At 68.2% G+C, this 13,934-nt stretch carries 3 protein-coding genes and 1 pseudogene; 2 read left to right on the forward strand and 2 right to left on the reverse strand.

What is annotated here, in order from left to right; all coding sequences use genetic code 11:
- Positions 1–5: 5 nt before the first annotated feature.
- Positions 6–1,574: pseudogene (locus G6N61_RS00930) on the reverse strand (AMP-binding protein); the annotation flags it as partial.
- A 687-nt stretch (positions 1,575–2,261) separates the two neighbouring features.
- On the opposite strand from G6N61_RS00930, the gene G6N61_RS00935 reads away from it, so the two are divergent.
- Positions 2,262–5,165 carry a helix-turn-helix transcriptional regulator gene (locus G6N61_RS00935; RefSeq protein ID WP_163916358.1) on the forward strand — a complete coding sequence of 968 codons (2,904 nt, stop codon included), beginning with the start codon at positions 2,262–2,264 and terminating at the stop codon, positions 5,163–5,165.
- Between the two features lie 56 nt (positions 5,166–5,221).
- Here G6N61_RS00935 and car read toward each other — a convergent pair whose 3' ends face one another.
- On the reverse strand, positions 5,222–8,719 hold the full coding sequence (gene car, locus G6N61_RS00940; protein ID WP_163916361.1) for a carboxylic acid reductase: 3,498 nt from the start codon (positions 8,717–8,719) through the stop codon (positions 5,222–5,224).
- A 224-nt stretch (positions 8,720–8,943) separates the two neighbouring features.
- Here car and G6N61_RS00945 point away from each other — a divergent pair, with 224 nt between their 5' ends.
- Entirely contained in the window at positions 8,944–9,867 is a 924-nt protein-coding gene (locus G6N61_RS00945) for an LLM class F420-dependent oxidoreductase (protein WP_163916363.1), read from the forward strand.
- Positions 9,868–13,934 lie beyond the last annotated feature (4,067 nt).

Here is a 13,934-nt window from a genome sequence, read left to right on the forward strand (position 1 = left end):
TACCGCCCCGTCGCGGCCATCACGTCGTCGCCGTTGCCGAGCACCCAGATGCCGTCGTCCTCGTCGTAGAACGCGTCATCGCCGGTGAAGTACCAACTGCGGCCGGCGAATCGGGACCAGTAGGCCTCGACGAAGCGCTCGTCGTCGCACCAGATACCGCGGGGCATGGCCGGCCACGGCCGGTCCAGGACCAGACTGCCGCGCTCGCCCGGTGCCACCAGATCCGTCTGCCGGTCGACGATGTGAGCGCTGATGCCGGGAAGCGGCTCGACCGGAGAGCCCGGTTTGGCCGAGTTCAGGCCCGGCAGCGGTGCGATCACGATCGCTCCCGTCTCTGGCTGCCACCACGTGTCCACCACAGGACAGCGGTCCCTACCGATCACCTCGCGGTACCAGCGCGACGCCGCAGGGTCACCGTGCTCAGTCATCGTCGCGAGCAGCCTCAGCGACGAGAGGTCGTGAGCATCGGGCACGTCACGCCCCCACGACATGAACCTGCGGATGACACTCGGTGCGACGTAGTAGACCGTCACGCCGTAGTCCTCGATGATCTGGAAGTGTCGGTGCTCGCTGGGGAACCCCGCCGCACCCTCGTACAGCACCGTGGTCGCTCCAGCGGACAGCGGGCCGTACACCTGATACGTGTGCCCTGCAATGGATCCGAGGTCGGCACCACACCAGAAGACGTCCTCCCCCTCCTTGTGGTCGAAGACGTAGTGGAAGGTGTAGCGGGCTTGCGCCAAGTACCCGCCAGAGGAGTGCAGGATGCCCTCGGGTCGCCCCGCTGCGCACCCGGCGTAGAGCACGAACAGCGGATGTTCGGCGTCGAACGACGGGGCGGCGTGGCGGTCCGGGGCGGTCTCGACGGTGTCGTACCACCACACGTCGCGCCGGTCGACCCAGCTGCCTGCGACGTCGTGTTCGGTACGACGAACCACGACAACGGTTTCCACCGTCTCGCAGCCACCTGCGGCGAGAGCGTGGTCGACCGCACACTTCAGCGGTACCGACTTCCCCCGGACGTAGTGCCCATCCGAGGTGATCACCACCTTCGCCCCGACGTCTCGGATCCTCGACCCCAGTGCCGTCGCGGACAGGTCGGTGGACAGGAACACGTGCAGCACGCCGATCCTCGCACAGGCCAGCATCGCGAAGACGGCTTCGGGAACCGTCGGCATGACGAGCACAACCCGGTCGCCGGCCGCCAGGCCGAGTTCGGTCAGGTAATTGGCGACTTTCGCGACCTCACTCAGCAGGTCGCCGTAGGTGATGTCACGGGCGTCGCCGGGCTCCCCCACCCAGTGGATCGCGACCCGATCCCCCTTGCCCGCATCGACGTGTCGATCGACGCAGTTCACCGAGACGTTGACGGTGCCCCCCACGAACCACCGCGCGAACGGTGCGTTCGACCAGTCGAGCACCTCGCTGAAGTCGCTGTCCCACAACAGTTCGCGTGCCTGTTCGGCCCAGAACTCGAGACGATCGTCGTTGGCCCGATCGCTCAGCTCCCGACCGGCGTTCGCCTGCGCGGCGAACAGGGCCGACGGCGGGTAGGAGGTTGTCTCGGGCTCGATGAGGGTGACGTCGGCCCGCCCAACCACGTCCACGACGGACCGGTCGACTTCGTATCCGGCGAGGGCATCCTCGAACAAGTTCGTCACCCCGCGTCCACCTTCCCCGGCTCCCCTGTCAAGGAACATCCGCTACGGCACAGGCCACCTCGATGTGCTTACCAGGCTCGCAGTGCCCGACCGCCGGGTCCATTGCACGGCGGGTAATCTTTTGCCTTGCGAAGGGTTACGGATAGTTATTGACGCTCGTCGCGCTCACAGCCAGGCCCCGGGCACTGGCTTTAACCCGGCAGGACCTTGAGCCTCGCCCGCCGGGCTATGGCGCCACCTCCTCTCGAGTGCCAACGTCGGAAGCTGCCATGTCTTGTCCGAACGAGCAGGAGGCGACGTCGTGATGACCGATCCTGCTGAAGGACGCTCAACAAACTCAGGGGGTACGGTTCCCGGCAGAACTCACTGAGCCGTCACGTTGACCGAAGCGCTCTCCAGGGCGACCCGACGGCGTCACCCGCACTGAATCGAGCCTGCGCGCTCACTGCTACATCGCCAGCCCGGTGTGGCATAGTGGGTTCGTGCACCCATATGTGTGGGGCGACGACGTGACGGTGCGATCATCCCGCCAGGTCGAGGTGCATCTAGCGCGGGAGGTGAGTTGGTGACCACGGGCCGGCATCGGTGCGCGATTAATGGATGGTGTCACCCACTCGCGGTGCAATCGGTCTGGTCGCCAGAGCGCCGCGGTCCACGGCCACGACGAGCAGCACAACGCTGAACGCCGACTCGACGCGGGATGCCTTGGACGGAGGACGCGCTGCGCCCATCCGTGGGCGCAGTGCGGAGCTGGCCGTCCTCGACGAGGCGATCTCCGCCGTTGCGAGCGGCCACGGCAGCGTGCTCGTGCTGGAAGGCCCTCCTGGCATAGGGAAGAGTCGCCTGCTCGCCGAGGCGTGTCAGCGAGCCGGGAACCGAGGGGTCCGGGCTCTACACGCTCAGGGCTTCGAGTATCAGCAATCGGCGCCCTTCTACGCGTTGTTCGCGGCGACGTTGCACGCCGACCCGCCGGTGGGCGATGCCGAGTCGTTGCGGCGATCCGGGGACGTGACCGACCTGCGTTACTGGGTCGTCCACGACCTGCGCGCCGCCATTCACGCGGCCGCCGCGAGCCAACCCCTGATGATCGTTCTCGACGACATCCACTGGGCGGACAACGCCACTCTGCTGGCATTGCGCTCGCTGGCGGTGGGAGACCAGGCACCCGTGTTGTGGGTCCTGGCGACGCGCACTGGCGCCGGCGGCGCGGCCGCTCGGCAGGCCATGGCCGAATTACGCCGCGCGGGAGCGACCCTCGTGCGGTTGGCTCCGCTAGCACCCGAGGGCGTCGTCGAGATCGTGCAGGATGCGGTGCGCGCCCGAGCGGATCGCTCGTTGTTGGATCTCGCCGCCATGGCTCACGGCAGCCCGTTTCTGCTGATCGAGTTGCTGCGAGGACTCGATGAGGAAGGGCGTCTCGACGTCCGAGGTGGACGCGCAGGCGCCGAGGGAGACCAGCTTCCGCGCAGACTGGCACTCGGCATGGAACAACGCCTCGACGAGCTCGCCCCGGACACCGCCGCCGTCGTTCGTGTCGCCGCGACGCTGCCCGACCACTTCTCCGTCGCGCTTCTCGCCGCGGTGCTGGACCGTCCCCCCGCTGCGCTCATGCCAGACGTACAGGCGGCGATACGCGCCGACCTGTTGGCCGAGCACGGCGACGCCCTGACCTTCCGGCACGAACTGCTGCGGAGCGCCACACGCGCGTCGATGCCGCGGTCGTTGTGCAGAGCCATGGAGCGACAATCAGCCGGTGCGATGCTGGAGATGGGTGCGCCCCCGGAGGAGGTCGCCACCCAGCTGGCGCGCAGCGCCGAGGCCGGCGACCAGACGGCCGTCGGGGCGCTGCGGGACGCCGCACGCTCGGCGGGACGCAGCGATCCCAGCGTGGCCGCCGACCTCAGCAGGCGTGCGGTCGAACTGCTGCCACCCGGAGATCCCCAGGTGGACTCGCTGGTAGCCGAGACCGTGCTGATGTTGAACCGTGCGCACCGCTACCGCGAAGCCCAGGAACTCGCCGACACCACGCTGTCGAGCCCCGCGTCGCAGGAGGGCGAGGCTGAGATCCGCCTGCGCATCGCCGCGGGCAACGAGGCTCCGGAACAACGCATCGCCGAGAACCGACGTGCACTGGAACTGAGCATCATCGACGACGTCACCCGGGTGCGGCACACGGCGTGGTTGGCCTACTTCGAGACGGTCAACGGCATCCACACGGACGCCTCATCGGCCGGTCGGGCCATGGACGCGGCGACCGCCAACGGCGACCTGGAGGCCAGGATCGTCAGCGCCACCGCTCTCGGCATGGTCGATCTCCAGCAGGGGTACGCCCTGCGGGCGATCCGGCGCATGGACGAGGTCGCCGCACTGGCCCGCCTCGGCGAGCCGACCCTGGGGCACATCGTCGCCGACATCCACCGGGTGCGGCTCGTCGTGACCGTGGGCTGTCTCGAGGAGGCCGGCGCGGAGGTCGCGGACTGCGTCGAGCGCGCCCGCCGCGACCGCTATGCGATGGCACTGCCGCCGTGGGCGGTTCTCGAGGGCACAACGCATGCGGCCGCCGGTCGACTCGCCGAGGCCCGCGCGGCCGTCGACGCGCTGCCCATGCGCGAATGGGGAACCGTCACGGAGAACAACCTGATGCGCATGGTCGTCCTCTCCGAGGTGGGCGTCCGGACCGATGACCGAAACATGCTGCAGCAGTTGCTCACTGATGCCCACGCACTGTCGACGAGCACCTCGCCGTTGCTCGCCGGCGGTGCCGCGTACTTGATCGCATTGGTGGCGTGGCATCGCGGTGACGTATACGAGGCAGCGCGCCGGCTCGGCGGCCCGCAGGCGTCGGCCGTCACGCCGCTGTGGCTCAACGTCTTCGATCAGCTGCTGTTGACGGCTCGCGTGGCGGTTGCCGCCGACGACGCCGCGCTGCGGGTTCGAGCGGCCGACGGCATCGAGGTGCTGGAGCGCGAGCGTCCCGGCGCCCCGCTGTTCGCGGCAGTGGCTTCGTATGGCCGCAGCATCCTGGAACGAGATGCCGATGCGCTGCTGGACGCCGCGAACTCGCTGCATCCGTCGCGGCCGCTACTCCATGCCGGAGCCGCCGAGGACGCGGGCCGAGAACTCGTGCGGGCCGGGCGCCGGCGGGAAGGCGTCGAGCAATTCAACGTCGCCTTCGACACCTTCGCGACGTGCCAAGCCGTCGCCGACGCCCGCCGCGTCGGCCGCCTGCTGCGCGGGCAGGGCGTGGAACGACGGATCGTCGTGCAACCGCGCAGCAAGTCGGGCTGGGACAGTCTGACCGATGCCGAACTCCGGGTGGTCAACGCGATCGCCGACGGCGGGACCAACCGCGAGGTGGCCGCACAGCTGCAACTCTCCCCCAACACCGTGAAAGCCCATGTACGCAACGCATTCGCCAAACTCGGCATCAGGTCTCGCCGCGAGCTGGCGCGGTCCATCGACGACGGGGAACCCGGTCCCAAGGCCGAAGTCCCGCCCGGCTAGCGACCTCCCGCTGGGGAGTAGCGGTACTCCGATGCACACCAGTCACTTTCGCGGATCTAAACCAGATCCAAGGCCTTCAGATCCTCGCGGTACTTGCGGATCAGTTCGATGTCCAGCCGCGGGATGCTACCCGCGTCTCCGATTCCGCTGCGCTGGACCGCTTCTCGGAAGCGCGCGCTCGGCGCGACCGCGCCCCGGATGGGCACTTGAGGCTCGCGATAGGCGTCGAGCAACGTCAGCACCGAAGCGCGTCGACGCGACTCCGGCAAACCCTTCAGTGCAGAGGTGAATCGGGAGAGCCACTCGTCGTAGTCGGCTATCCGTGTCATGGTGACGCCGTCGCCGATCAACCAGTCGACGAAGCTGTCCAGCGAGATCCCGTCGTCGTGTGGGTTCACCACGTCGAACGACTCCATGCCGACGAGGTTCGAGGAGGAGATCGAGGCGATCGCCGACGCCACGAAGTCCACGGGCAGGCCGTCGTAGTGGGCTCGCGCCTGCTCGCCGGAGCCGTCGGTGGCGTAGAAGCTCGCCGGCGCGACCCCCGTCACCATCAGGCTGATCATCAGCCGTGTGAGGGCGTCGGTCACGTTCAGCTGTCCGCTGTAGGTGCGGTGCGCCAGAATCATGTCGGATCGAAACACCTTGACCGGAACTCCGCACAGGTCGTGCGCTTCGCGCAGCAGCACCTCGCCCGCCCACTTGCTGTTCGCGTAACCGTTGGCGTAGGTGGTGGTGATCGGCCGCGACGGACTGACCTCGCGGATGTCCCCGTCTTCGGAGAAGTCGTCCACGCCCATGGCGACCGCCACGGTCGACAGGTAGACGATCGGCTTGAGCCGCTGGCTGATGGCAAGTCGGATCACCTCCGCGGTCCCGACCACGTTCGGGCCGAACAGCTGCTCGTAGGGCAGAACGTGGTTCACCAGCGCGGCGGGGTGCACGATCAGGTCGACGTCGTGAGTCAGCCGCCGCCAGGTCGCATCGTCCAGGCCGAGGTTGGGCGCGCCGACGTCACCGGCGACGACCTCGAGGTGCTCGGCGGCCAGCCGGTGGAACAGGTCGTACATCGCCGTGTCCGTCTCGAAGGACTGCTCGAGTCTTCGACGAGCCGCGTAAGCGTCGGTGCCGCGCACCAGCGACACCAGCCGCCCGCCCGTCTTGGAGAGCCTCTGAAGCCATTCGAGCGTCAGGAACCTGCCCAGGTAGCCGTTACCGCCGGTGAGCAGGACGGTCGTCGGGTCGGGGGTCGGCGCCGCAGAGGTGGGCGCGGCGTCGAGCGTGGCGCCGTCGATGAACTTGTCCAAGGTGAGGTCAGCGGCCGCGAGTGTGCCGGCGTCCATGCGATGGACGTCTGTCGCCGACACGCGGCGGCGACCACTGGACCCGTCGCGGGCTTGGGATTCGACGTAGTCGGCGATCGCGGCAAGATCCGCCGAGGGATCGATGATCACTCCCACCGACACGTCGACGCCGAAGATCTCGCCGAGCAGATGCGAGAAACTCACCGCCGAAAGCGAGTCGCCGCCCAGGGCGATGAACTGATCCAGGGGCGCGGGCACTGCAGGAAGACCGAGCAAGGCGTGCGCGGCACGGGTGACGGTGTCGATGACCGGTTGCGCTTCAGCTGTGTCGCACAGATCGCGCAGTTCCTCTTCCTGGTCCCTGTCCCGCTGGGCGTACAGCTGGTCGAGACGAGGCTTGTAATGGTCGATCAGCTGCCTGCGCAACAGCTTTCCCACACCCGACAACAAGCCGTTGTCCGTCGTGAACGGTTCGGTCTCGATGACGACGTCGACGGGGATCTCGTAGGACTGCAGCTCCGCGGACTGAGCGGTGCCACGCAGGGCTGCCAGTAGTTCGGGCTTCAACGAGTCGTCTTCGCCGACCCGGTCGAGTACTTCGGCGGTGGGTACAACCACCGCCGCAAGTGCTGAGCGTTCGCTGTCGCCGTAGAGGAAGATCTGGTGAATCTGCGGCGTGCGGGCGTAGATCGCCTCGAGCCGTGCCAGTGCGACGAATTCCCCTTGGGACAACTTGATCACGTTGTTGCGCCGGTCCAGGTAGATCAGGTGATCGGGGGCGACCTCGGCCATGACGTCCCCGGTGCGGTAGTAGCCCTCGGGGTCGAAGACCTCGGCGGTGACATCGGGCCGCTGGAAGTAACCGGTGAACGTGGTCTCCGATCGAACCAGGAGTTCGCCTCGGGGATGGGGTTTGTCACTGGTGTGGTAGCCGAGTTCGGGAACGTCCACGAGCTTGTAGTCGATGACCGGGGGGCGGACGACGACGCCGTTCTGCAGGACGCCGCCGATCTCGCTGGTGCCGTAGCTGTCGGCCACGGGCCGCCCGAGACACGAGTCGAGGAAGGCGCGCATGTTAGCGGCAAGCGGCGCGGTACCCACCCCGGCGCGCAGTACTCGGCCTCCGAGAACGTCCTCCCGCAGCTCCGACATTGCAGCCGCATCGGCCTCGTCTGCGGCCATCCCGTTCCTCTGGAAACGCTGCACAGCCATCTGGTGCCGCTGGTAGAGCATGTCGACGACGCGGGGAACCAGCGCCAAATGGGTTGGGCGGACCAGCCGCCAGTCCTCGAACAGTGTCGAGAGGTCGCTCTTGGCCGTGAAGTGACTGACCCCTCCGGCCTGGAACGCCGCCACCAGGCTCAGGCGTCCGAATAGGTGGTTCAGCGGCATGAAGTTGACGTTGAACACGGGGACCGAGGCGCCGCCGGTGAACGTGGTGGTCCACAGCGAGCTCATCATCGCCTCGGTGTACATGGCTCCCTTGGGCGCCCCGGTGCTGCCCGAGGTGTAGAAGATCGCCGCCAGCCGCGAGGGAGCACCGTCGACGTACATGGGCGGCTCGGGCAGAGCGCGGCCGCGTGCGACGACATTCGACATCGATTCCACCGATATCCCTCGGCCCGCCAACCGAGTACGCGCCCTGGTCACGGCCTCGCGTTGATCGTCGACTGCGGAGTCGTAGTCGAAGACCAGCAGTCGACGGAGCTTCTTACCGTCCTGCGCGGACTCGACGGCTCGGTCCAGATAGGCGGCGCTGACAGCGATCACCGCGGGATTCGTTTCGCCCAGAATCCGGCGAAGCTGATCCGGTGACGAATTGTGTTGCAGGGGAACCGTCACCAAACCGAGGTAGGCACAGGCCATGTCGATCGTCACGTAATCGGCACTGGCGAAGCCGATGGTCGCCACGAAGTCGCCCGCGCAGACAGGTGCCGGGTCCCCCGCCCAGGCGGCCGCGACGGCCCTGACGTTGCTCCAGAGTCGGCCATAGGTGATGGTGTCGAAGGCCGGTTGCAGGCGATGCTTCATCCGCCCGCTCTCCTCGTCGGCCAGCAGCACGGTCGACCGAGTTCCGAGCGCGGGACGGTCGGCGTAACCCTCGAAGAAGGTCGCGAGGACTTCCGACAGTCGAAGACCCGCTGATCGTGCGCGGGACAGAACCTCCGGATCCGGTCGTGCAGCGGCGAATTCCCGATCGCACCCGTAGAGCAGCGCTTCGCGGTCGGACTCGTCCGTGACCTCATTCATCTGTTGTCTGCCTTCCTCACTGATCGAACGGGTGGGCCGAAATCGACATCAGCGTGCGCTTGCCGCTGCGATCGTGCGCCGTACCCTCGTACCGAGCCCCGTCACGCGCCTCCGGTCTACCCGTGTCGTAGAGCCGCCGGTACGAGCACCGCTTATCGCCGCCATCAGGACGACGAATTACGCTGAGTGACAGGTCGTTCGAGCAAGCGCCTACCGTTCGACGTATGACGATCCGACTCGGCCTGCAGATTCCGAACTTCTCCTATGGACGCGGCGTCGGGGAGTTGTTTCCATCGGTGATCGGTCAGGCTCGGGAGGCGGAATCGGCTGGCTTCGATGCCCTGTTCCTCATGGATCATCTCTATCAATTGCCACAGGTGGGCGCGCCCGAGGATCCGATGCTGGAGTGCTATACCGCGCTGGCGGTGCTGGCGAGCGTCACCGAGCGAATTCAACTCGGCACGATGGTGACGGGCAACACCTACCGCAATCCCACCATGCTGGCGAAGATCATCACGACGCTGGACGTCGTGAGCGCCGGCCGCGCCATCTTGGGTCTCGGTGCGGGATGGTACGAACTCGAGCACATCCAACTGGGCTACGAGTTCGGCACCTTCACCGAGCGGTTCGAAAGACTCGAGGAGGCATTGAGCATCATCGCCCCGATGCTGCGCGGTGAGCGACCCACCGTCGCGGGCAAGTGGTACCGCACGGAGAACGCCCTTGCCGCACCGCGTTTCCGCGATGACATCCCGATTCTGCTGGGCGGGGGTGGTGAGAAGAAGACGTTCCGATTGGCCGCTCGCTACGCCAGCCACCTGAACGTCTTCGCGCCGCTCGATCAGCTCAAGGCCAAGCTCGACGTGTTGTCTCGGCGATGCGAGGAAGTGGGACGCGACCCCGCCACGCTGGAGACGAGCGCTCTCGTCGGAGTACACCTCGACGGCGTCGGCGAACCGGCCGCGATACCGGCGGGGATGGAGGGCTTGATGATCACCGGCACCGCCGACCAGATCGCGGAGCGATTGCGGACCGGCGTCTTGGACGTGGGCATAACATCGATCGTCATACACGCCGCGAATCAGGGCCACCTTCCCGGAGTGATCACCTCACTCGGCGAAGCCCTCGGCGCAGTCATCAACACTTAGACTCGATCTTCGTGAAGGTGGTCGATCGTGGTCGATGCCATCGGCGCGGCCTCTACCGGAGACCCACAACTTACCCCCAACGTGCAACGACGGCCGGCAGATTGTCGTTTCAAATGCTCGATCGAGGCGCGAATGGCTTGTCAACCAACACTTCACGCTGAAGTTGTTGCGGATGGTGCCGAGGTCGAGTCCGAGGACTGTGTCCGTGCCACTACCAGCGGCGGGCCGACGCCACAACGCTGGCCCCGCCGCCCTCAGACCACGTCGCCGGCTCGACCGTTTCACCGCACACGCAAACAACAGCCCAAAAGTGATCGCGCACCCTCGCCTGCGACTACCGCTGCTCCCCCCGAGGCGGACCCTGTCAGCAAGCACACCCGGCAATAGAACCGAGCCCCCCGCCCCGTTGTGGCCCCGCGCTCCACTCGCGTTGCGCCACGCTCACCCCAACACCTGAACAGCCCACCGCCGCTCCGTCACCGACGAGTTCTCCGCCCGACTCTCTTCGACAGCGGCATCGGCTTCCCCGGAACACCATCGCAGCCGTTCACTTCGTCGCTACATCTCATCGAACACGTCCCGCGACGTGGAAGGCGCCGCATCGCCGAAAAACCCCGGCCCGAAGTCGGACGGACCCCGCAGCATGTCGAGGAAGGCGGCGAACTCGTCGTCGGTCATCGGGGGGCCCAACCCCGCATCAGTAGCAGCAAGTGCCACCGGAGCATCGGTCCCGTCGAAGACCCCATCCGGACCCTGCACCCCATCCGGACCCTGCACCCCCGCCGGGCCCGCGCCGGTCCACGGCACCGCGTCGAACCGACCGAACGGCACACCGTACGGCGGCGCCCACACCGAGAAGTCCGCACCCGCCGTCCCGACACCCGCACCGAGCCCACCAACACCGGAGACACCGGCAGCGGGGGCTGACACATCCGACCCCTGCTGATCGGGCCGCACGACGTCGATTCCGTCCCCCCCACCCGGCTGCGGGTACGAGCCCGGCTGCGCCACCACCGTCGACGGCCACGGCGACAACCCGACATCCGGACCCCGCCTTGCCGCGTCCCCGACAACCCCCGTCGTAGCCGAACCCGCACCACCGCCGAACCGCCGATACACGGACTCCCACGACGGCCCCGACGCCGCCTCCTCGAACGCCCCGCCGACCCCGCCCCCCCGGATGGCCTCACCACCCGCACCCGGCGGCCCCACCTGCCCCGCCGGCGCCGGGATCGCCACGGCCGCCGACTCACTGCCGCCGACCCCCTCACCGGACCCACCGGCACCGACCACCGGCCGCCGCGCCGACGCCGAGAGCGGCTTGCGGGTGAGTCGCACGCCGTCGGCGAAGACTTCGATGTTCGCCCCGTCGACCTGAACCCGCACCTGCTGTCCCGCGTACCTTGTGCTCAACCACACGTTGTTTTGGTTGAGATCGCCCCGCTGCTCCTGCACATGGATGTAACCGTTCTTGCTGACCTTCTGTATCCACGATGTGACCGCCGAGCGATGCGGGATCGGCTCACCGGTCTCGGCGTCCACGACGGTGACGTCCGCCTTGTCGACGCGCATCCGGACCCGCCGTCCCGTGTACGTCGCGTCCACCGACACCTCATGGGTGTATCGGCCCACCCTCACCTCGATCCGACCCCCACCGACACCGGCGGTGACCTCCGAGGGCCACCAGACGCGGCGGCGGGGGGGGTCAGTCACGGAGTAGTAAAGGATCTCCGTGTCTCCGCCGGCGTCGAACACGGTGACGCCCGCCTCGTCGACGTGCACCGGCAGCTCCTGCCCCAGGTACGACGCGTCCACCGGCACCGAGTACGTGACCCCGTTCACCTCCAGGTGGACATAACCCTTTTTACCCCTACCAATGGTGTCGACTTCCATCAGCCGGAAACCCCGGCTGTCGCTCTCGGCCAGCGCACGGCGGTCGACCCGCTCACCGCCCCCGGCATCACCGGCGCCACCCGCCGGGTCGATCCACATCCGGCCCTGTTGCCCCCCACCACCCGCGGCCTCCTGCACCCCCACCGCCGGCCCCGCGACCGCCGCCTGCCGGGGGTGGCTGCCGTCGTAACGATTGTTCTCATATCCCGCGGGGGGATGCACCTGCGCCTCCGAGCCCACCGCGGACCCCGACCGGCCCCGCAGGTCGGGCAAGGCAGGCCCGAATATTTCCCACAAGTCCTCGTCGGACATCCCCGCTGCCGCAGAACGAATCTCCGATGAGACAGGCCACCCGAGACCCTCCCCCACCACACCACCCAAGCCCGCCGTCGTCGTGCCGATCCCCGCGCCAAAGCCGTTTCCATCGAACGGCTGACCCGCCCCCCCTGCCACGAGTCCCCCTGCTTGCCCCCGCCTCTGCGGCACGGCGTATCCGTCGACGTCCGACGGCACACCGACCGGATCGCCCCCTAAGCCCACGCCCGCCTCCAACGACAGCGCAGGCACCCCCTGCTGACCCGCCACCGGCAGACCCCCCGGCTCGATCCGCCGCCGCTGCCGAACCGGCCCCCCCAACAGCTCACCCTCATCGACCACCGACCGCACCCGAGCCACACCCTCGGTGATCAACGCCTGCACCAGACCCCCCGCAGCAGAACCACGCCTACCGAAGGCGTTCAACCGCTGCACGGCCACCTGCGCCGGCGATTCCCTTCCCGCCAACTCGTCCATGCGGACACGCCGAAACTCCTCAGCACCCACCGCATCCCGCGGCTGCTGACTCCACGCATCCGTCCACGCACGCGCCTGCGCGAACTCGCCCGGACTCAACGCCCACCACGCCCTGGCCACCTCCAGGACCCCCGAATGCGCCGACACCGAAGCCACCAACCCCTCGACCTCACCCACGTCCTCAACCAGACCATCCGGCCGCCGACCCAACACCACCTCACGCACCCGCCGTCGCACCCCGCCATCACTAGCCCGCCACCGCGCAGCCACCTCCTCAAAAACCCCACCCGAACCCACCCCCGGCTCAACCGTACCCACCCGACGCACCGTCGGATCACCGTCGCCCGAACCCCACTCAACAACTGACCACGACCCCGGCACGGGAACGTCGGCACGCTGCCCACCAGCACCGGGACCGACCCTCGCCGGTCCCTGATCGGCCGGATCGCCATCGACGTCAGGCGCCGCCACCGTTGTTGGCTGCGGACCCGCCGACGGCATAACCGGGCGCGGCACGCCACCCCCCGGCTCGGCCGCGTGCTCGTCTCGGCGCCGCCAGGGATCTAGCACACCCGCAACCCCGTCAGCACCCGCGTCGACTATCAGCTGGAAACTCCGGCGGCCGCCTGCGGCCTCCTGCACCCCCACCGGCACCACCCGCGACGACCCCGCCGCCGACGATCCCGCCGCCCCCGACACACCCGACGCGTCCGCGCCGTGACCGCCGGCACCCGCACCCCGATCGGGCCGCACGACGTCGAACCCGCCCCCCCCACTCGGCTGCGGGTACGAGCCCGGCTGCGCCACCACCGTCGACGGCCACGACGACAACCCCACATCCGGACCCCACCCCGCCGCGTCCCCGACAACCCCCGTCATAGCCGAACCCGCACCGCCCCCCCGGACGGCCTCACCACCCGGACCCAGCGACACCTCACCCACCACCACATCCCCACCCACCGGCCCCACCTGCCCCGCCGGCGCCGGGACCGCCACCGCCGCCGACTCACCGGCGCCGACCCCCTCACCGGACCCACCGGCACCGACCACCGGCCGCCGCGCCGACACCGGGTACGGCTTGCGGCGGATCCGCGCGCCGTCGGCGAAGACCTCGATGTTCGCCCCGTCGACCCGAACCCGCACCTGCTGTCCCGCGTACTTCTTGCCCATGGACACGTTGACACGGTTGAGATCGCCCCGCTGCACGTACATCTGACCGCTCGGCGCGACCTTCAACATCCACGAGGTGGCCAACGAGCGATGCGGGATCCGCTCACCGGTGTCGGCGTCCACGACGGTGACGTCCGCCTTGTCGACGCGCATCCGGACCCGCCGTCCCGTGTACGTCGCGTCCACCGACACCTCATGGGTGTACCGGCCCA

Origin of the sequence: Mycolicibacterium arabiense (genome assembly GCF_010731815.2) — a bacterium.
GTDB classification, from domain to species: domain Bacteria; phylum Actinomycetota; class Actinomycetes; order Mycobacteriales; family Mycobacteriaceae; genus Mycobacterium; species Mycobacterium arabiense.